The sequence below is a fragment of the Lysinibacillus sp. NPDC097868 genome (assembly GCF_044761135.1).
Lineage (GTDB): Bacteria > Bacillota > Bacilli > Bacillales_A > Planococcaceae > Lysinibacillus.
In genome coordinates this window covers 24713-43847 of record NZ_JBIWBS010000004.1, presented here as the reverse complement: position 1 = coordinate 43847, position 19135 = coordinate 24713, and the positions used below count along the sequence as shown (strand labels likewise).

The 19135-nt window shown below is 34.8% G+C and carries 19 protein-coding genes and 3 pseudogenes; 6 read left to right on the top strand and 16 right to left on the bottom strand.

Going from position 1 to position 19135, the window contains the following annotated elements; translation table 11 throughout:
• Positions 1-64: 64 nt before the first annotated feature.
• The 7 genes from ACIQXJ_RS19260 to ACIQXJ_RS19230 all read right to left on the bottom strand — a co-directional run bounded on the left by ACIQXJ_RS19260 (position 65) and on the right by ACIQXJ_RS19230 (position 7877).
• Entirely contained in the window at positions 65-238 is a 174-nt protein-coding gene (locus ACIQXJ_RS19260) for a hypothetical protein (protein WP_403056537.1), read from the bottom strand.
• A gap of 856 nt (positions 239-1094) precedes the next feature.
• Positions 1095-1910, bottom strand: a complete 816-nt coding sequence (locus ACIQXJ_RS19255; RefSeq protein ID WP_403056534.1) for a hypothetical protein — start codon at positions 1908-1910, stop codon at positions 1095-1097.
• Between the two features lie 7 nt (positions 1911-1917).
• Positions 1918-2565 carry a hypothetical protein gene (locus tag ACIQXJ_RS19250; RefSeq protein ID WP_403056531.1) on the bottom strand — a complete coding sequence of 216 codons (648 nt, stop codon included), beginning with the start codon at positions 2563-2565 and terminating at the stop codon, positions 1918-1920.
• A complete protein-coding gene (locus ACIQXJ_RS19245) occupies positions 2565-3761 on the bottom strand; it encodes a nucleotidyltransferase domain-containing protein (RefSeq protein ID WP_403056528.1) in 1197 nt (398 codons plus the stop codon). Before ACIQXJ_RS19245 ends, ACIQXJ_RS19250 begins: the two co-directional genes overlap by 1 nt.
• Before the next feature lie 579 nt (positions 3762-4340).
• A complete protein-coding gene (locus ACIQXJ_RS19240; protein ID WP_403056525.1) occupies positions 4341-4985 on the bottom strand; it encodes a hypothetical protein in 645 nt (214 codons plus the stop codon).
• A 694-nt stretch (positions 4986-5679) separates the two neighbouring features.
• Positions 5680-6060: a penicillinase repressor BlaI gene (gene blaI, locus ACIQXJ_RS19235; protein ID WP_403056522.1), complete on the bottom strand. Its 381-nt coding sequence runs from the start codon at positions 6058-6060 to the stop codon at positions 5680-5682.
• A gap of 32 nt (positions 6061-6092) precedes the next feature.
• Positions 6093-7877: a BlaR1 family beta-lactam sensor/signal transducer gene (locus ACIQXJ_RS19230; protein WP_403056519.1), complete on the bottom strand. Its 1785-nt coding sequence runs from the start codon at positions 7875-7877 to the stop codon at positions 6093-6095.
• Positions 7878-8305: 428 nt separating this feature from the next.
• Between ACIQXJ_RS19230 and bla the strand changes: the two genes are divergently transcribed.
• Complete coding sequence (bla, locus tag ACIQXJ_RS19225) at positions 8306-9238, top strand: class A beta-lactamase (RefSeq protein ID WP_403056516.1); 933 nt, start codon at positions 8306-8308, stop codon at positions 9236-9238.
• A 188-nt stretch (positions 9239-9426) separates the two neighbouring features.
• Here the strand turns inward: bla and ACIQXJ_RS19220 are convergent.
• Positions 9427-9579: pseudogene (locus tag ACIQXJ_RS19220) on the bottom strand (group II intron reverse transcriptase/maturase); the annotation flags it as partial.
• A gap of 562 nt (positions 9580-10141) precedes the next feature.
• Positions 10142-10492 carry a winged helix-turn-helix transcriptional regulator gene (locus tag ACIQXJ_RS19215; RefSeq protein WP_403056513.1) on the bottom strand — a complete coding sequence of 117 codons (351 nt, stop codon included), beginning with the start codon at positions 10490-10492 and terminating at the stop codon, positions 10142-10144.
• 189 nt (positions 10493-10681) lie between these two features.
• On the opposite strand from ACIQXJ_RS19215, the gene ACIQXJ_RS19210 reads away from it, so the two are divergent.
• The 3 genes and pseudogenes from ACIQXJ_RS19210 to ACIQXJ_RS19200 form a co-directional block, all read left to right on the top strand.
• Positions 10682-10816: an SDR family NAD(P)-dependent oxidoreductase gene (locus ACIQXJ_RS19210; protein ID WP_403056510.1), complete on the top strand. Its 135-nt coding sequence runs from the start codon at positions 10682-10684 to the stop codon at positions 10814-10816.
• A gap of 5 nt (positions 10817-10821) precedes the next feature.
• A complete protein-coding gene (locus tag ACIQXJ_RS19205) occupies positions 10822-11409 on the top strand; it encodes an SDR family NAD(P)-dependent oxidoreductase (protein ID WP_403056507.1) in 588 nt (195 codons plus the stop codon).
• Between the two features lie 843 nt (positions 11410-12252).
• Positions 12253-12333, top strand: a pseudogene (locus ACIQXJ_RS19200) (hypothetical protein); the annotation flags it as partial.
• A gap of 121 nt (positions 12334-12454) precedes the next feature.
• Here the strand turns inward: ACIQXJ_RS19200 and ACIQXJ_RS19195 are convergent.
• Positions 12455-12835: an antibiotic biosynthesis monooxygenase family protein gene (locus ACIQXJ_RS19195; RefSeq protein WP_403056504.1), complete on the bottom strand. Its 381-nt coding sequence runs from the start codon at positions 12833-12835 to the stop codon at positions 12455-12457.
• Positions 12836-12871: 36 nt separating this feature from the next.
• Positions 12872-13618, bottom strand: a complete 747-nt coding sequence (locus ACIQXJ_RS19190) for an SDR family NAD(P)-dependent oxidoreductase (protein ID WP_403056501.1) — start codon at positions 13616-13618, stop codon at positions 12872-12874.
• A gap of 182 nt (positions 13619-13800) precedes the next feature.
• On the opposite strand from ACIQXJ_RS19190, the gene ACIQXJ_RS19185 reads away from it, so the two are divergent.
• The gene (locus tag ACIQXJ_RS19185; RefSeq protein WP_403056498.1) at positions 13801-14160 is read left to right on the top strand and encodes a winged helix-turn-helix transcriptional regulator; all 360 of its coding nucleotides are present in this window, start codon (positions 13801-13803) and stop codon (positions 14158-14160) included.
• 398 nt (positions 14161-14558) lie between these two features.
• The gene (locus ACIQXJ_RS19180) at positions 14559-14903 is read left to right on the top strand and encodes a hypothetical protein (RefSeq protein ID WP_403056495.1); all 345 of its coding nucleotides are present in this window, start codon (positions 14559-14561) and stop codon (positions 14901-14903) included.
• Positions 14904-14968: 65 nt separating this feature from the next.
• On the opposite strand, the gene ACIQXJ_RS19175 is transcribed toward ACIQXJ_RS19180, so the two are convergent.
• The 5 genes and pseudogenes from ACIQXJ_RS19175 to ACIQXJ_RS19155 form a co-directional block, all read right to left on the bottom strand.
• On the bottom strand, positions 14969-15652 hold the full coding sequence (locus ACIQXJ_RS19175) for a YfjL-like protein (RefSeq protein ID WP_483869693.1): 684 nt from the start codon (positions 15650-15652) through the stop codon (positions 14969-14971).
• Positions 15652-16206: a zf-HC2 domain-containing protein gene (locus tag ACIQXJ_RS19170; protein WP_403056489.1), complete on the bottom strand. Its 555-nt coding sequence runs from the start codon at positions 16204-16206 to the stop codon at positions 15652-15654. The genes ACIQXJ_RS19175 and ACIQXJ_RS19170 overlap by 1 nt, the downstream gene beginning before the upstream one ends.
• A complete protein-coding gene (locus tag ACIQXJ_RS19165) occupies positions 16203-16697 on the bottom strand; it encodes an RNA polymerase sigma factor (protein ID WP_403056486.1) in 495 nt (164 codons plus the stop codon). Before ACIQXJ_RS19165 ends, ACIQXJ_RS19170 begins: the two co-directional genes overlap by 4 nt.
• A 381-nt stretch (positions 16698-17078) precedes the next feature.
• A pseudogene (locus ACIQXJ_RS19160) lies at positions 17079-17830 on the bottom strand (SDR family NAD(P)-dependent oxidoreductase).
• Between the two features lie 196 nt (positions 17831-18026).
• The gene (locus ACIQXJ_RS19155) at positions 18027-18935 is read right to left on the bottom strand and encodes an AraC family transcriptional regulator (protein ID WP_403056483.1); all 909 of its coding nucleotides are present in this window, start codon (positions 18933-18935) and stop codon (positions 18027-18029) included.
• Between the last annotated feature and the right edge of the window lie 200 nt (positions 18936-19135).

Below are 19135 nucleotides of genomic sequence, written 5' to 3'. Positions count from 1 at the left end.
TAAATCTAGGTCGTATTCTTGCCTAGCTAGTGGTTTAACCGTTGTACTAATACTTAATCTGAGGTTAGATGTTTATCTCTGCACCATTAAATAAATCTCCATCTTTCGAAAGCCAAGTTCCAACTGCTTTATAACGATCTTCTGCAAGTTGTCTCTGCGTTTTACTAATTTGCAATTTTTCACCCACACGTTGTAACAAATCATCTACTAAATCATTTTTACCAAAATTTTTAACCATAGATAATTCCTTTCTTTTTTAAATTTTTAACCGAGTAAAAATAGGAAAACACGTTCTTACTCGGATTATATTGCACTACATATAGAAAAGTCAAAAAACATCAAACACAATATATAGTATAAGTTTAATTTTTTCTATCTCCATATTAAAGATGAGCCTAGAATTATTCTCTAAACTCAATTTTTAATGGATTCATATTCTTTTACCCTAAGTGAAATGTCCTTTTTACCTCATTTGAGTTAGTTGAATAACTCACATTCCTTCTTATCTCTAACACAGAACTTGATTAGTGAATTTCCACAAAAACCTTTAAATTACATTTACAATAATCGTAAAAAACTCGACCTATGCTGAATGGATCGAGTTTTAATTATGATTTTATTTTGTTCGATAGCCAAACATATGGTTGAATGTTAGTTCCCTACCTTTATGTTCAGTTCCTGACTTTTTTGTCTTTCAAAAGCCCAGTTGATTCTGCTTCCTTGTAGTTGGTATATTAACAATTCTTTCGGCTGGTAAAAGGTAATGGCGTGAGTGGGGGGCGTAAACCCGTGTAAGGGTCTTTATGGATATCTTTTTTTAACATAGAACCTCCATAGTTTTTATACGAAGAATTTTATCTAATCCAAAAAATTTCAAGTAAAAATGAATAATAATAACATTACTCATATTATAATATAAATTATAGATTTATTTAAATATTTAAACAATTTATTGTATATCCAAAAACATCTTTTGCTTACTTTTCCATGTATTCTTCCTTTCTTTTGAAAATAAAAAAAACACAAGTAAAATAGGATATAAATCCCGATAGTACTTGTGCCTTTAAATCACTTTTAATATGTGCTTCTTCTTACTAAAGAATAATATGTTCTTTATAAAAATAATACTTTCTACTATTATTAATAGATTCAGTCTTTTGATCAAAAACAGAAATTTTTTTAAATCCTGTTCTCCCACCGTTTTTAAAACACTGTTCAACAATAGCTTTGTTATGATTGGTATTTGTTGTAGCAAATATATTAATATGCGTATATTTACGACTATATAAATTAGAATAATTTCGTATTTCATTTACAAAATTAGGATTAAATGTCCTCACACCGTTATATTCGCTGCTTCTTTCAATAATAATTGTGGGTAAATTTCTTTTTACTTGAGGAATTTCTTCAATTTTAGTTTGGTATGTGTCACTTAGAATAAAATTTATTGTATCTGATTCAACTTCAAAATTTGATGTAGTTACATTTACGTCTTCTTCTTTTTCCCTAGCATCAGGATCCACAAGAATCTCCTGAAATGTATCATTGATAATTAATTTATATTGAAGTTGTATAGGTACTTTAATTAACGTAACTTTACCATAACCTAAGATTTTTGAACCTATCCAAAAATGAAAATAAGCAGAGTTAAAATAATTATTTCCAGTATTAAGTAATTTATCTTTGTTCTTATTATTACGGTAAGTCCATAGTGATCCCGTAAGCAAACCACCTAATATAATGGAATTGAATTTGTTATTGTTTGAGATAGATGCTATGAAGATCTTTAATGGGTCTATGTTGAAAAAGAAAGAGAGGAATGTATAAAATAAGTCCTGTAATGGCCAAATTATCCCAGACAATAAAGGGATTAGAATTATAAATAATTGAATATATATCTTTTTCTTCATAAATTACTTAACCTCTTTTCAATTGATCAAATTGATCTTCCCATTCACTTCTGGATAAGTATTTTCTCATAGAAAGTACCCTATAAAAATAACTACAAGTTGTTACTCTTCTAGAACAGCCACAAGGGCATATTAATTTATTTGCTTCTTTTTTAGGTTTACTAAGTATCATTAACATTTGAACTACTTGAGCTATCTCAGATAAATGAAATAGCTCTTGCAAGTCTAAAATAACTCCTTTATTACCATGTTCAGTTTCCCCAAACACAAAACCATTACCCGTTTTATTTTTCAATGTAACACTGTATAAAAACGGAAGAATACAGTTATCAAAAAAGTAAGTTAAACTTGGATTACGTTTCAAAAGAGCATTGATACGAAAGGGAGTGCCAAGACAAAGAGAGCCATCGTAATTAATATGATTCTCTGGCGAGACAGTTATTCTTTTAGACTCTTCAAATACTTGAGGTGCTAATTTAGGATACTCAAAGGGGACAGAGATTAAAAGTGAATAGTCTAATGATACTTCTCCATGTTTTTCGTGTGTTAAATCACGTTTAAAATGACCAACTAGCAGTGTAGCATCTGTTGTAATTTCACGAATCCGAAATTCTGTGTACGTTTCTAGGAAATATTGTATATAACCTAAATTCATTATTTACACCATGGCTTTGCGCTAGGGGTACTAATAGCAATTGGCTTAGGTACTGCACTTTGATACTTATAATGCTGTTGTAATTTCGCTTCATCTACCGCTATGTTAAATCCTTCAGTCAGAATAGTCTTAACTTGTCCAAAGTTATCTGTTTTCATTAATTCAGAAAAATCACGTTTTGCTTGAATTATCCATGTATTAAAGTTCATTTCTAAATACAGACTAGCGTATTGTGGGTCTGCCCATTTGTCTGCAAAGTCCTCTTCAGGTTTAACTGGATTCGGAATTCTAGGCGATTGTGTTTTGATTAAGCCTGGCATTTTATCTAAAATATTTACAATAGCTTCTTCAACACTTGCTTCACCATCATATGCTTGTGCTGCAAGTGTAGTAAGTATGATTGAAATTGGCTTTCCTTCAGCTTTTTGAAGCTGATCAGGATGGAAGAACATATTATCACGATGACGCTTTAACAGTTGAATACAACGTTGTAAAACACTTTTTTTATTATAGAAAGGTATCGATTCTACAGTTGCTCGTTGCTCCAAAACTATAGAGAGTTGCTGATTCATTCTTTCATGGAACCATCGCAGATAACCTTGTGGGTTGCTAATGTGCCAATCCTCTGATATTTCTTCAAAGTTATATCGTTCATTATCTGTAATGTTAACAGCATATTTTGCTACATCTATCGCTAAAGTTTGATCACTAAAATTCTCTAGTAAAACATTTCGATATTCTGTCTCTTTCTCTTGATTTAGTGGAATACATGGAACTATATCTAGATGAAAGGCTACTTCGTCTTTGTAAACTAAACGCAAACATCGCCTTTTTTCTTCAACATCGTTTTGAATATTATTGGCTTTACGATAAGCCTCAATTTCATTTTTAACTAGCTTAATTAACTTTTCTTGGCTATATAGTGTTTTGAAATTTGAGATATTTAGTTTACATCCCATGTCTAAGTCATACTCTTCATTTTCATTTATAGGCTTAATCGTAGTTCCAAGTGCAAATGATCCTTGAGCAAAAATTTCAATATCCACATCTTTTAATATGCTATTTTCACGATTAAACCATGAACTTAATGATTCGTAACGCTTATTAACCTTTTCTTCAATATGCTTTGGTAGATCTAACTCTTCAATCATTTCTTTAAAAATCGGTAATTCTGTTGGTAAATTTAATGTTTTCAAGTTCGTAACCTCTCATCCTAATTTTAATGGGGTTACTGCCTACGCTAACCTTTATACTAAAAGTTTTAATACTTTTATTGAAAAAAAGCATAAATCATGCTATGTTTTTATTAATTTTATTATTTTTTAGTTTAACATCGTTTTTGGCGAAACGATGGTAGGCAGATGGAAATTTCCGTTTCCAATGAAAAATTTTAAGTTATAGCTAATTGCATTGGCGTGCTATGTGCTATAACTTTTTTATTTCCCCATAAAATCACCTCTTATACGGAACGTATATTCTATATTAGTTGTTTTATTATTTTTCTACAAGTATGTAAGAAAATAAATAAATCAACATATAGTATTTTTTAGTGCTTTACGTTTTTAGATTATACTACATATAGTGTACACAAACAACTCTGCATAAATTAAAATTTAAACTAAAGTTCTAAATTATAGTAGATTGTAATTTCTTATTATACTGGACTGTATTCTCAAAAAACAAATTTTTGTGTAGCTTTATGAAAGAAAAAGCTTAGATGTCGAATGAGAATAATTCTCAATACAGAAAGCCTCGGTAAGCTCTCTTTTATATCGTTATTTGTTTAAAAGAGTATCTAAATTCTTTTTGCCATTTAACCCAATAACCGCAATAGCTGCCTTTAAACGTCTGTCAGGATCATCACTATTGATTTCATTTTTAATTATTTGGATGGCTTCATCCCACAATGCTATTAGTTCTAGATCCGGATACAAATCATCCGATTCGACCTCAATTATCGGTTCGCTATTAAGGTACTTATTAAATAATTCTTCGTGCTTAGTAATATCTGCTAATGCTAATCGAGATCTTAAAGATTTTTGAAGTTCCCCTGGTAAATCCTCTCGCCAAATTAATTCTCCACCATGCCATCTCACTTTTCGCTGATGTTCAAAACCTTTTGACCCTGAATCGAAATGGTAATTACTAACTATTTCACCTACGTATACCTCATCTCCATTAGGAACAAGGCATAAATCACCAATTTTCATTTCGTTAACGAACTTATACAATAATCCTGTTTTTAAACTGGCGTCTCTTGCCTCAAGTTTTTTTTGCGCCACCACTTTTGCAACATCCTCTTTAGTCTTACATCCAGTTAAATCCCCAATACCCCAATGTACGGCGATAATCCCCCCCATAAGAAAATCAGTAATTCTTTCTTGACTGCCTGGATTTGAACGAACCATCCATAAACCCATTTACATACTCCCTTTCCTTTTAAATTTAACCAAATATTAACTTAAATAAATTAAATAAGCAAGTGTTTATTGCAAATAAATAACTATTTTCAAAAATTAACTATAAAATAACTTAATTAAAATATTATTTATTCAAAAAAATTCGCCCTATAAATTATTTTGAACTACCGAATATTTTTTTAAAAAAAGTAATCAAATAAGTAATAACGGAATTAAGAATGGTATTTTCAACGCAAACAAACTTTATATCCAACCCTGATGGGCCAATTATCTCAATCTTTTTTAATGTTCAAAGTAGTTCTCCTTTTCCAATGTTACAAAATTTAATGGATAAGCATTGGAATCTTTAAATACTTTGCAGAGAATCCCTTCACAAAACTGTTTACAATCCTCAATACCTATATCTCCCCTTTAGTCGCAAGGAAAGTTTTCCACAAAGTCATTAGGCAATTTAATCACGATCTAAATGCCTCCTTTTAATAAAGCTATCATTGAATTAAAACTACTCCATTAGTTTAGTTGCATTGATTCACAATCTAATCTAAATAAGAATTTTAAGAGATAAAAAAAGTCTAATACCTCCGCAATTTTTACGAGGAATTAGACTGATAAACTTAATAATCGCTTTATGGAATAACTAAACATGATTTCAATAGCACTTTCACAACTCTGAGAAGTATTATAATACTTTTGGTTACTTTTTAGGCTTTTCTTTCAAAATGGAACGTAATTCACTAATATCCTCTTCCGATAAAGAATCTTCCTGGATGAACTGAACTAGCATCGACTTTAGCGTTCCACCATAAATTCGCTTAATAAAAGACTGTGCTTCGGCGCGTTGACATTCATCTTGCGAATAAAGTGGGAAAAAAGTATAGACCCTATAATCTTTATTGACACCTATTACATTTTTATGAACGAGACGGTCCAAAAGAGTACGTACGGTTTTCGGCTTCCAATCCGTTTGCTCCTGCAAGGATAATATTACGTCATTGGCCGTTTGTGGAGCCTTTTGCCATAGAACATTCATTACTTCCCATTCTGATTCTGAAATATTGGGGATTTCCTTTGTCAACCTTATCCTCCTCCTTAAATGCTTCAACTCATTCACATGTTTCCTTTATAGATTCCTTTATCCCTCAAAATGGATAACGTGATTTCCGCAGCCTTGCTTCCATAACTATTATCTACATTTTGTATATTTGTTGCAAAGAAATAAGTATTATCCTTGTTTTCTACATATCCAATGAACCAACCGTTTATATTCTTGCCATTCACATTTCCAGTACCCGTTTTCCCCGAAAGACGAGAACCATTGTATCTTTCTAACGAAAGGGAATCTTTAACAATTTCGATATTAGTGTCCTCGAATCCAAACTGATTTGTATAAAACGCTGAAATTAATTGAACCTGTTCAACTGGAGAAATCTTTAAAGAAGATTCCAGCCAATAGTTTGCCCCTCCTGATAGATCATTATTTCCATAGTTCATCTGTTCCAGATAGCCTTTGATGGTCTCTTCCGGGATAATTTGGTCTAATTTCTGAAAATACCAGGTTACTGAATTTCTTATAGCAGTTGATAAGTTTTGGTCTTTATTCCATAATTCATAAGGATATCTTGCTCCATTCCATTTCATATTGGAATGTTCATTTGTTATTACATGTGACTCTAGTCCAATTAAGGCACTATAAATTTTATAAGTAGAATTTGGGGAAATTCTCAGCGTGCTTTTATCTTTATTATAAATACGATATTGATCAGCTTTCATATCATATAAAACAAAGCTTCCATCGTATCCATCAAAATAATTGTTTAAATCCTCATAAAGCGTGCGTTCATTATTAAAATCATAACGGTTATTAGTAGTTGCCATGGCGGTAACAAATGGAACCTGACTTACTACAAATACACCAATAAGAGTAAAGATTGAAATACTCTTTAGTTTCATCCACTTCGACTCTATTGTATAGGAAGCAATTTTTTTAATTCTTTTTTTTATTTGTTCCTTAGGGCCGTTAAACTGATTGACCCAAGTAAACTCTTTTGAATGTGATGAAAGATCTGCAAAATTAATAATAGCATTCCCATAATCTGCATAACAATGCTCATCTAAAGATGTTAAAACAGCCATATCACAAGCTATCTCACGATCTGTCCTCATCTTTTTAAAAGCAAACCATACAAGCGGGTTAAACCAATACAAAATTTGATAAATGATCATAAGGTAATTCGTTGCTATATCTTTGTATTTATAATGATGCAGTTCATGCATCAAAATATATTTAATATCTTCTATAGACATCCTTTCGTCAAGATCCAGCGGCAGCACAACATATGTTTTAAACAGACCGAATATCATTGGAGATATGGCAAGTGGTGATTCTCCTACAATTAAAGGTTTAGATATCTTTAGCTGATCCTTACATCGTTCAAATACATGTAAAATGTCTCTGTTTTTCAAGATTGTAGTCGTTATTTTAATATTTCTTATTTTGACCCCTGCCTGTAGGAACAGAAAAGCCATAACAAGCATGCCTACAATCCAAATACTGGCTAATCCGACATTCAAGAAATTCAGTTCAAGATGATGAACAGATACCGTAAAGTCCTGCATCCAATTTACATTATCGAGCCTAGAAACTTCAGTGGCCCTGAGAGTAGAGTCGCCAACACTATTGATTTGTTTTACATTGAATAAATTAAAATGATTTTCAAAATGAATCAACTGCTTCGGTATAAATGGAAGCGTCATTGCGATTATCAATAAAAACCATAGATTGTATTGCCATTTTGCTGAAAGTTGCTCAGAGAATAATCTCCTAATAAGCAAAATAACTGCTATAGTAATAGAGGATACAATAAAACTTGTGACAAAATGTGTTAAGAACATACTTCTTTACCTCCATTTTCCGAAGTATCATTGTCATGATTTACTCTCCTAGATTTCCCTCTGTAAGTTACAACTACCTCAATAAAAATAATCACTTACTTATTTTCCTAATCCACTTTACATTTTTATGACATTTCATTTTAACACCTCATTATTAGTTTATCAATTTATTGATTTTTGAAAAAGTGTTGAATCAAACAGCATTGGTGCTGGAGGGTCTTTATGAACTTTCCTAAAAGGAAGTGCAAATATTTTTTAGTTTAAAAGGATTGACATTTTACAGACTACAATTGTAATATTGGATTACAGTTGTAGTCTAATGATTTAGAGGGAGGTATAGATTGGCTATTAAGACTACTTCATCATTGCTAGGTAAAAAGTGGCCAGTTATATATTGGATGAATTAATACTAGAAAGAGGTTTTCAATTTGAACAAAACATATAAACATAAACGCAGCATGCACTACTTTACACGACTTATGATGCTGTTAGTCGCAGTGATGGCACTTTCAGCTTGCGTAGATAAAGACAGTTCGACTAATAATCTGTCAAAAGAGGAGGACGAAGTGAAACAAATTACAAAAACAGATGAAAAATTTGCTGAACTCGAGAATGAGTTTGATGCTCAGATTGGTATTTATGCGATTGATACGGGCACGAATCAGACGATTGAATATCGACCAGAAGAGCGTTTTGCTTTTGCATCTACTTACAAAGCATTAGCTGCAGCCATCTTACTGCAGCAAAACTCTTTGGAAGATCTTAAGGAAGTAATTACCTATACCGAGGATGATTTAGTTCCCTATTCTCCGATTACAGAGAAACACGTGGATACTGGAATGACCCTTTTGGAATTAAGTGAGGCGGCAGTTCGATTCAGTGACAACACAGCAGGAAACCTCTTGTTTGAGGCAATCGGAGGTCCAGAAGGTTTTGAACAAGCATTAAGTCAAATAGGTGATACCGTTACCCAGGCTGATCGCTTTGAACCAGATTTAAATGCATTCACCCCAGGAGATTCTCGAGACACTAGCACACCAAAAGCTCTTGCTACCAGTCTACAGGCTTTTGCACTCAGTGACTTACTTTCCGATGTTAAGCGTGAAATGTTTATCGATTTGCTAAAGGGCAATGCTACAGGGGATACTCTCATTCGTAAAGGCGCACCTGAAGGTTGGGAGGTCGGTGATAAGAGTGGAGCTGGATATTACGGAACTAGAAATGATATCGCAGTTGTTTGGCCACCAAACAAAGAACCCATCGTCATTGCGATTATGTCCCGCCATGATTCGGAGGATGCTAAATTTGATGATGCACTAATTGAGCAGGCTGCCAAGATTGCTCTAAACGTTTTAAAGTAAATATTGATATATTTGAACTTAGTTCTTTATTTTGGAAAATCAAGATTCTAGGAGTCTTTGACAATCGAGTACGAAGACTCCCGTCCTCTCGCACCACCGTAAGTACGGTTCTGTATACGGCAGTTCAATTAAGTTGAATAACGCAAAGTATCATATCGAACTTGCTGACTTTACAGCCCTTGGCTTTTTCAATAGGAATTGCCGAGGGTTTTGTGTAATATGGGGCTATTTGAGATACGCAAGAACCCTTTTCGGGTATTTCCCCACTCATAAGCTTTTCCATACGGAACGTTTAAACGAATGAGGTTTCTGACTCTTATTTGAGTTCTCGACATCTTGTAGATTTAAAAGTCTTATCATCATAGCCTCCCTCCTAATTGTATTAGATCATGATTATTTTACAACTTTTATTCCATTAATGGCCCTTTAATGAAAAATGAACTTTCCTTATTATGGTAAATTGTCAGATTGTTGAATAACTTTATCTACTATTAAGAGTTCCGAATTTTATACATATCTTTACCGTCTATCTTAATCTTATCTCTATACAACTTAACATTTCAGCTCTTAGTTGTAATGCACCTGCTCGATAGCACTGCTAATAATGAAACTCTCCATACGAGTTCTGGTTCTAATAGGACTTTAATGATTGTAGAAAGTATAAGTTCTACCTTGTCAACGACAGTTTCCGGGCACTCGCAATGTCTCACGACTCTCGATTACTTATACCTCAAGTGAATAGTTCCTTTTATTTAAGTATTTTTTATTATTACTATAATTATATTTATAGACAATTAGAAGCTTTAAAATATACATGCTAAGCAATTAAGTGAACAACAGAAAGATGCTGTCTGAATTTTATATAAAATTACGTGGGGGAACTCTCCCTTTTTGTCATTGTTATCAAGATTTAGATTGGTGATTTTGTACCCATACTCTTAAGGAATTAATAATAGATAATAACTCATTTCCTTGTTCGGTTAAGAAGTATTCTACCCTTGGTGGGACAGTATCATCTACCGTCCTTTTCACTATTCCGTCCGCTTCAAGTTCCCTAAGTTGCAAAGTTAGTATTCTTTGTGAAACCCCTGGTATTAATCGTTTAAGTTCATTAAATCTGACCGATTTAGTGGATAAAATATCGATAATTATACCTTTCCATTTTCCACCTATCAGATTTAGAGCCATCTCAATTGGGCAAGCTTTTATAACTTCTTCACTGCAATCGCCATATCCTTTTAACCCATATCCCATATTGCCACCCCTTAATTAAGTTACAAAAATGTGCGTACTTACATGTATCAATCATTTTCACTATATTTAATATATCAGAAATGAAAGGAGTCCATATCAGGGTAACATGTAAAACCTAATCGTCATAATGAGATATTAATGCATGTTGTACATGAATAGTTTAAAGAAAATGAAGAGGGAGGACATTTTATGGATAAATCAAAGATTGTATTAATTACAGGTGGTAACAAAGGTATTGGTTTTGAGACAGCTAGACAATTAGGAAAAATGGGATATGAGATATTATTAGGATCAAGAAATGAAAAAAAGGACTTGAGGCGGTAACGTTATTGGAAAAGGAGGAGATTAAAGCTAAAACAGTGGTTCTTGACGTTACAAACCTCACTTCTGTTGACTCCGCTGTAAAACAAATTGAACAAGAGTATGGATTGCTTGATGTCTTAATTAATAATGCCGGAGTGTTTTTAGAAGGTAATATACCCCCAAGTGAACTGGAACTTGCCGTTCTCAAGAGTACATATGAAACGAACGTTTTCGGCGCATTCTCTATCACTAAAGCTATGCTTCCATTGCTCAGAAACTCTTCTGCAGGAAGAATTGTTAATCTTTCTAGCGGATTAGGTTCCTTATCCTTAAATTCTGACCCAACATCGGAATTTTATAACGTGAATTCGCTCGCCTACAATAGTTCCAAAACGGCTATAAACTCTTTAACCGTTTTCTTTGCTAAAGAATTAAGTGGTTCTCCTATTAAAATCAACTCAGTTTGTCCTGGATTTACAGCTACCGATTTAAACGGTAACAGTGGCTATCGTTCAGTCGAACAAGCAGCTTCCATTGTTGTGAAACTTGCCACAATAAATAGTGATGGTCCAACTGGTGGCTTTTTTGATGATCATGGAGTTGTGCCTTGGTAAAATAGGGGGAAGAAATCTTCCTCCTCAGCCCAGAAAGAATGGATAAAATTCAAACTTATAGTTCTGCTTTAAAACATTAGAATCAAGCATAATTACTCGGTGATCTTTGGCTATATATATCTATTCGAAAAAATATGTTCGAGTCAAATACGATTATAGAATAATACAAAGTCACTAAATTAGAGACTTTGTATTTTTTTACTAGTGCTCTACCGCAGTTGCATAAGTATTTATTTTTCTCAAAATGTGGTCCTATAAGAAAAGAGGCCCTTTTTTGTTTTTCCAACAAATTTTCTATCTTTCTTTCCTGTTTAGAGCTAAATTGTTTGTTTAGTTTACTCAAATAGAAAATTTGTATTGGGGATGATGTGTTGTTTTTTTCTTTTAATTTTGAAGTGGATTTTTATTCCAACCCAATTAAGTATTAAAGGGCTATTTACATATCAGTTTTAGAAGCATAGCAAAGTTCACCACTAACTATAAAACAGCCCTTTCTTTGGAATCAACTTTCCTTTGGGTGAAAACCCCATTGGCTACTCGACTGAGAGGTCGACTATTGGCAATGATACCCTCCAGCTTAAATGCAGGTGTATATGTGATGGCCGCTTCAGCCACATAAATATACGTTTGGATCCTGCCCCATCTTATTCATCTGTTCTTCTGTAAAGAGCCCCCGTGCATTTAGCAAAGGATGCGTTTATCCATTCCGATTAGAGCTTCCATTATACAAGCCTCTCATACAGAAAATGAGCTTAGGTCAGTCAACGTCATGGGAAACTGTTTGAATAATTAACTTCAAGAATCATTCTTTGTTCATTTTAAGGATGCAACAAATTTAAAAGATGTGAAACATTAGAAGATGTAAAACAAGCGATTAAGAGTTATATGACGTGCTATAATCATTATCGAGGCCAGTGGAATTAAAAAAAGCTGCCACCTGCAAAATACAGACAGCAACTTCAACAAGTTGCTTAACCTTTTTCAAAATGTCCTTTACAAAGGGTACACTTTATAACAGCGTTTGTGCCTTTTTTATACAAGTTACTTAAACCGTTGATATAGAGGCTTTTAGGCTTGCTAAGCTTGTTCTTGATCCATTCGTTAAATTACTTCCCCATTCTCCGTTTGGGATTAAATAACTTATAATTCTATCCTCAAGTAGATCACCAAGAATTTCCTCATATTTTTTCCGATAAGGCTTTGGCAATTCTTCCTGTAACCAACTGTCTTTTGTACCTTGCCAGATTTCATAAATCACAAGATCATCCTGCTTTTCAATATCATCGCATATAATAGCATTTATAAAGGTAGGTTCTTTCGACATCACTTCAACAAGTGAATAAAGTGAATTTCGAAAGACTTCCTTTTTACCTGGTTTAACTTTGAAACGAATGTTTAGAACAACTTGATTAGTATTGTTAGTCATCCGTAATATTCCCCCTTTGTAATCTCTGCTGTTAAATTAAACCTGTGCTAGCCCACCGTCTACGAACAATTCAACACCCGTCAAGTAACTGCTTTCGTCTGAAGCAAGGAAAGATACAGCGTTAGCTACTTCTTCAGGTGTCCCTACTTTTCCAGCTGGAACAGTATTTCTGCTATTTTCCAGTACCTCTTCAAGTGCATCACCAAAAAGCTCATCGTATGCAGGTGTAAGAATACCTCCTGGACTAACCACATTTACACGGATTTCAGTACCTTTTAGGTCAAGAATCCAGTTGCGGACTAGTGCTCTTAATGCTGCTTTAGATGCTCCATATACACTAAACGCTGGGTTGCCAATTGATCCAGCAGTAGAGCCCGTTACAATAATAGAACCTACTTTGTCAGGGAATAGTGATAACGCTTTTTGAACAGTAAAGATGGTTCCTTTAACGTTAATGTCAAACGTTCTATCAAACTGCTCTTCAGTAATTTCACCTAATGGAAGGAAGGAACCGGTGCCTGCATTAGCAAAAAGAATGTCCAACTTACCTTTTTCCTGCTTTATAATGTCATATAGTTTGTCTAAGTCTTCAAGCTTAGAAATATCACCTTGAACACCGGTTACATTCTTGCCAATTTGGTTAACAGCTTTATTAAGTTCGTTTTGTCTACGTCCTGTGATATAAACATATGCACCTTCGTTTACAAATTTTTGTGCTGTAGCAAGACCAATCCCACTTGTTCCACCTGTTACAAGCGCTATTTTACCTTCAAATTTCCCCATACTTAACACTCCTTTTGAGTTAATTTTGTTTTATGTCTAGTATCTAGTACCTTTAAGTACTTGAAAAGCACCTTACAAGGTATATTATCATTATCCATCTATAACATATATTATTGGAAGTACCCACTTTTTCGTTATATACTAACTAAAAAGTAACAATATCGTAATAGAGGGGTTTAGACATGAAAAAATTTAGTTGTGGTTTTGAAATGACAATGGAAGTTATTAGCGGAAAATGGAAAGGCCTTGTATTATACTTTTTAATGGGTGGACCAAAGAGAACGAGTGAATTAAAGCGCATTATCCCAAATATAACTCAGAAAATGCTGATTCAAACACTTAGAGAGCTTGAAGCCAGTGCACTTGTGAGCAGAAAAATGTATAATCAAGTACCGCCGAAGGTTGAATATTCACTTACTGAACTTGGAGAATCTCTTAATCCTATCTTGCAGGAGCTCTGTCAATGGGGAACCCATAATGCGGAGCAAGTTTATGCAGATGATGAATTCGAAATCGTACCACCAGAAGAAGCTTCCTTTTAACACCTTATATGTAAGGTGTTTTTTGTGTGCGCCCAGCATGGGGTATCGCCAACATTTCGGTAATTTTGTATGCTAAGATATTCCCAAAAACGAATCTCTCCCTAATTTAAGGGACTTTATTTTTGGGAATGGGTTTTCGGGCTATAAGTGAGCCATTTTTGTAAATCTAAACTGTTATTCAATAAAGCACCATAAACGAACATTATTGGTACTTTTGCTGTTATATCAAGGTTGCTGGTCTTAACGTACAATTTTTCCTTTTTGCTGTCTGTACCCCGTATATAAGAGATTTTTTAAGAAAAAGAGCTTTATAAAAGATATTCCCAAACGTCGGTTTGGGAATATTCTTTAATTAGTATAATAAAGTGGATTTTTAAAAGAAGGAAAGTGCGTTAAAAATGAAACAATTTATTTTAAAGGGGCAAATTGTGAATGTAGATATTCAGAAAACAAAAGAATTATATAAGGAACTTCCTCTAATTTCTGAAAAAGAACATTGTGGCTGTTCAAATTGTGCTTACTATGAAAAGCAATTGTTCATAAAACTCCAGCAATTCAACAGTTTTTTAAACAGTTTGGCATTGACCCAAGGATTGACTTTGACCCTTCATATTTTGGGGCTTATTGACAAAGTATCATCACCAAGAATTGCCAATACTTTTCAACAACATGTGGAAGCGATACATCCAAGGTGGGTAAATGAAATCGAACTTACAACAGCCCTACCGGAATACGCCCGATAATTAAATAACTACCAACCTTTTGGAACCAAGCCTTCAAAAAACACTGAATGCTATGTGGATTCGCTTTAATTTACATCATCCAATGTCAATTCCTGGTCTGGAGTAAAGCTGACATACTCATAAATTTCTTCTCCATTCACTACACTTCGATAGCCCGCCTCTGTTAGATAATAATCAATCGATGCCTTATTCAATAGATCCTGCACGGTCTTGCATTGCTTCAACATTTGTTCTTTTGTCAGGTTCCATTTTTTTATTTCCAGTATAATGAGCATCGGCTTGGGTGTTTTGAACTGCGGCGTCCATGCCTCGGCAACATTGTTGTATACTTCCACATTAGTAGCCACCGAATCAACTTGCGGAACTTTTCCCTGAAGCAGCGTTAAAATATACTGTTCTGCCTCCTCGTTTAACTTTTGGGAAGCCTCCTTGTCTATGTTGGCTTCATGAATAGTATCGCTAAAAACTTCATATGGTTCAAAAGCGGAGACATAAAATGAATAGGTAGTTTCAACTGCGATTAAGTCCTTTTTCACTACTTCAAAACGATACGTGCCATCCGTCCACCCATACCCTACCGAACGCTTAATCTCATAGTCCATATTGGGATATGTTTGCTGCAGAAATGTTTTCAGGCTCTCCTTTGCTTTGTATTTATCCATTGTATTTCCGCTCATTTGCAGGTAAGCGAATACGAGAGCTGCAACTAGTAAAACAGCGAATCCGCTGTATAGCATTTTCTTTTTCATCAATCATTTTCCTCTCTTATTTTAAGAATGCAAAAACCGATCATAATTCCAATAAAGGTAAATATTAAATGAATAATTAAAGTTGTAAGTGCGATGGAAAGGGCTTCCGAAAAACTTTGAGCATAAAATTTACCGAACCAGTCCGTCATATACAGCAGACAGTTCCATATGAAATTCGGTATGCCCGCAAGCAGGACCACAATAACAATTGAACGGTAAAACAGATAAGTAATGGCGCCCAATAAAGCATAGGTTAAGATAAAGCCACTATTATCATTCGTAATCGTCGTACTCATTGCTAATATAAAGGCAATGGCGACAAAGAAAATCTGTATGGTTGTTAACTTCAGCGTGATTTTCCGAATCATATTTTTAGAACCCCCGCTATGTGCTGCTACTTCGGCAGGCAGCGGAATTTGAGACTGTTCTGCAATCTGGCGGCATTGCCGGCAACTTTTCAAGTGTTCCTCGACAAACTGAACTGTCTCTCGCTGAAGCAAATCTTCTTCATATAAAGGTAAAAGGTCTTGTATAATCGCACATTCTTTATTCATAAAGTCACCTCCATTAATTTTTGGATCTTTAATTTCAGCCGGTGAAACGTCACCCGTGCATAGTTTTCTGACTTGCCGATCAAAAGACCAATTTCTGCAAAACTCAGTTCTCCATAAATGCGCAGCAATACGATTTCTCTTGAGGCATCATCCAGTTTCGAAATATGGTGTAAAAGGATTCTTGTGTCTTCATGGATTTCAGCTAATTCTTCCAGTGAATGGATGTTAGTCTCCGGAATCGTTGCGAGTTTTTGCATTAAGCTTTGCTGATACTTGTTTTTCCGGTAATATTTTTTTAATAAATTCGTCGCAATCGAGAACACCCAAGTCGACAAGGTGGATTGTCCGCTAAAAGAGCCGATACTTTTACATGCCTCATACAAGGTATCGTGGCAAAGATCTTGAGCCGTCATCCGATTACCTGTCCTGGAATAAAAAAACGAATAGAGTTTCGGATGGATTTCTTTATATTGTTCCTCAAGCTTATTCATAGCTGCCCTCACTTTCATACTGTTCGTAGTATTAATACCGCGACCTTTTATTTCGTTACAAACTTTTTAAATTTTATTTTCCTCGGGTATTCCCTATTTTGTGATTCCTGATTAATGTCGGAGGTAAAGCCCCCTATAACCGCAAAAAAGAGAACCCGGTTTAGCGCCGAAATCCTCTTTTCCTATTCCACTAGTTTCACACTATCGGTATCCACGGACTTTTTACTATTGTTTTCTATTACGTCATTTCTTATATGGTAAACATGCTAAATTAGCATAAATTATTTCGGATACTGCTTCGCATAAATCTAAAAGAGCTATGCCTATATATTGAAGGATAGGCGTAGCTCTTTGTATATGTTATCTATTTAATTTACGGTATTAATGGAGCATGATCGAGCGGCCATCAACCAAAAATGTTTGACCTGTTATATATTTTGAGTCTTCTGAAGCTAAAAAGACTGCAGCACGTCCGATATCTTGTTCTGGATCAACGAATATACCCATCGGAATACCTGCAAGTACCCCTTGATAATAATCCGGCTGTGCTTTTGCCCATGCCTGTACACCCTCTGAATTGGCGATAGGTGAAATCAAGTTCACTGTAATGCCATCTGCACCAAATTCACTTGCAACAACGCGCGTAATAACATGAATCGCTTCTTTCGCTGTTGCATAGGCAGCTTGTGTTTTATGTCCTTTTAACCCGGCCCCTAATACAAGTTAATAATATTACCATGTGTTTTCTTTAGATGTGGAATCGCTACTTGCATTAAATACCATGTAGGGTAGAAGCCTGTATCCATTGACAATGCCAAATGTTCTGGTGTTGTTTCAAGGAATGGTATTTGTTTAGAAGCGTGTGCATTATTCACTAACACATCTAAACGACCTTACTATTCGACAAATTGTTCCACTACATTTTTTATTTGATCATGCTTTGTTAAATTAAATTCAATAAAGCTAGATTGTGGTGAGTATTGCTGTAAATCTGCCAAAACGTTTGCGCCGGCTTCCGGATTTCGGTCAACTGCCACAACAATTGCTCCCTCTTTTACCATTGCACGCCCCATACCAGCGCCAATACCGTCAGCACCACCTGTAATAATCACTACCTTGTCTTTTAATTCCAACTAAATGTTTCCCTTTCAGAAAAACCACAAATTTAACGTGATTGTTCCTATTATCGTTAATCAGTGTTGTTATTAACAATTTAAATATACAACTTCATCATTTATGAGGCAAATTTTAAAGCGCACTTATGATCGTTTCCCGGACACCATTTCGCCATAAATTATCCAATAAATTCACCTCATATTTAATTATCTATTAACTCATAGCATCTAACTTCTGATGCAAAAGCTTTTCCCGCAAACGTTGGATGTCTTTCATTGGAGATAAGCCAAACTTACGGCTGTATTCCCGGCTGAAATGCGATGGACTTTCATAGCCTACCTGGAATGCCGCTTCAGCCGCTTCCAAGCTTTCAGTTAAAAGTAATTGGCGTGCTTCCTGTAGTCGAAGCTGTTTTTGATACTGGATGGGGCTCATACCTGTGATTTCCTTGAAATGGCTATAGAAGGAGGACGCACTCATCCTCGCCTCTTTCGCTAAGTCGTCCACCTTTAAAGGCTTAGCGAATTCACGTTTCAATAACCCAATTACCTTTGCGATTCGCTGAGCCTGACTCCCTACAAGCGCAAAGTGCTTTAAAGAATAGTTATCATCATTTTGTAAAATCCGGTAAATAATCTCCCGTTTTATACTTGCGGCAAGTACTGGTATATCCTGTGGAGTCTCCAGCAGTCGTATAAGCCGTAATACCGCTTCCAGGAGGGAATCATTGATATGACTGATGACGAGTCCGCGTACTGTGGAATCATCGGAAATCACTTCGCTTGAAGATTGAACGACTTCGAAAATCTGCTGCATATCAAGCTGCAAACTTACAGATAAATACGGTTTTTCAGATGAAGCCATCACAACCTGCCCTGTGATTGGCAAATGAACAGACGCTGTCAAATAACTGACCGAATCGTACTGATAGCTATCTTCACCGAGCATGACCAATTTTGTTCCCTGAGCTACAACGCATAAAGAAGGCTCATAAACTGAGTAAACTGGCTCAGAAATCCGAGAAGTACGAATAAATCGTAGGCCGGGTATAGCTGTTTCATACGTTCCATCCATCATTGCATTTCTCTCAATCAACGCTGCTAATTCTGTGATTTTCTCCATAGGCAGTTCCTCCATTTTTTGCAGTAACACTTAAGGGTTCTTTATTCACTATATTATATTTTATTGGAGTATTAGGCAATTATTATATAAATACCGACTACCTCCCCTTTGCCCTTAAGGTTCATAATGAATTTATGGTCAGACACTTCAATTGGAGGGATAGAATTGATTAATCAGCTAATATGGGCACTTTTGTTCAC

What these genes read in the sequence shown, in the direction of transcription:
- ACIQXJ_RS19175 (WP_483869693.1), bottom strand. Translation starts at nt 15,652, where the DNA reads ATGAAAAAGAAAATGCTATACAGCGGATTCGCTGTTTTACTAGTTGCA.
- ACIQXJ_RS19255 (WP_403056534.1), bottom strand. Translation starts at nt 1,910, where the DNA reads ATGAAGAAAAAGATATATATTCAATTATTTATAATTCTAATCCCTTTA.
- ACIQXJ_RS19185 (WP_403056498.1), top strand. Translation starts at nt 13,801, where the DNA reads ATGAAAAAATTTAGTTGTGGTTTTGAAATGACAATGGAAGTTATTAGC.
- ACIQXJ_RS19180 (WP_403056495.1), top strand. Translation starts at nt 14,559, where the DNA reads ATGAAACAATTTATTTTAAAGGGGCAAATTGTGAATGTAGATATTCAG.
- ACIQXJ_RS19155 (WP_403056483.1), bottom strand. Translation starts at nt 18,935, where the DNA reads ATGGAGAAAATCACAGAATTAGCAGCGTTGATTGAGAGAAATGCAATG.
- ACIQXJ_RS19165 (WP_403056486.1), bottom strand. Translation starts at nt 16,697, where the DNA reads ATGAATAAGCTTGAGGAACAATATAAAGAAATCCATCCGAAACTCTAT.
- ACIQXJ_RS19190 (WP_403056501.1), bottom strand. Translation starts at nt 13,618, where the DNA reads ATGGGGAAATTTGAAGGTAAAATAGCGCTTGTAACAGGTGGAACAAGT.
- ACIQXJ_RS19230 (WP_403056519.1), bottom strand. Translation starts at nt 7,877, where the DNA reads ATGTTCTTAACACATTTTGTCACAAGTTTTATTGTATCCTCTATTACT.
- ACIQXJ_RS19250 (WP_403056531.1), bottom strand. Translation starts at nt 2,565, where the DNA reads ATGAATTTAGGTTATATACAATATTTCCTAGAAACGTACACAGAATTT.
- ACIQXJ_RS19215 (WP_403056513.1), bottom strand. Translation starts at nt 10,492, where the DNA reads ATGGGATATGGGTTAAAAGGATATGGCGATTGCAGTGAAGAAGTTATA.
- ACIQXJ_RS19170 (WP_403056489.1), bottom strand. Translation starts at nt 16,206, where the DNA reads ATGAATAAAGAATGTGCGATTATACAAGACCTTTTACCTTTATATGAA.
- ACIQXJ_RS19210 (WP_403056510.1), top strand. Translation starts at nt 10,682, where the DNA reads ATGGATAAATCAAAGATTGTATTAATTACAGGTGGTAACAAAGGTATT.
- ACIQXJ_RS19260 (WP_403056537.1), bottom strand. Translation starts at nt 238, where the DNA reads ATGGTTAAAAATTTTGGTAAAAATGATTTAGTAGATGATTTGTTACAA.
- ACIQXJ_RS19240 (WP_403056525.1), bottom strand. Translation starts at nt 4,985, where the DNA reads ATGGGTTTATGGATGGTTCGTTCAAATCCAGGCAGTCAAGAAAGAATT.
- ACIQXJ_RS19195 (WP_403056504.1), bottom strand. Translation starts at nt 12,835, where the DNA reads ATGACTAACAATACTAATCAAGTTGTTCTAAACATTCGTTTCAAAGTT.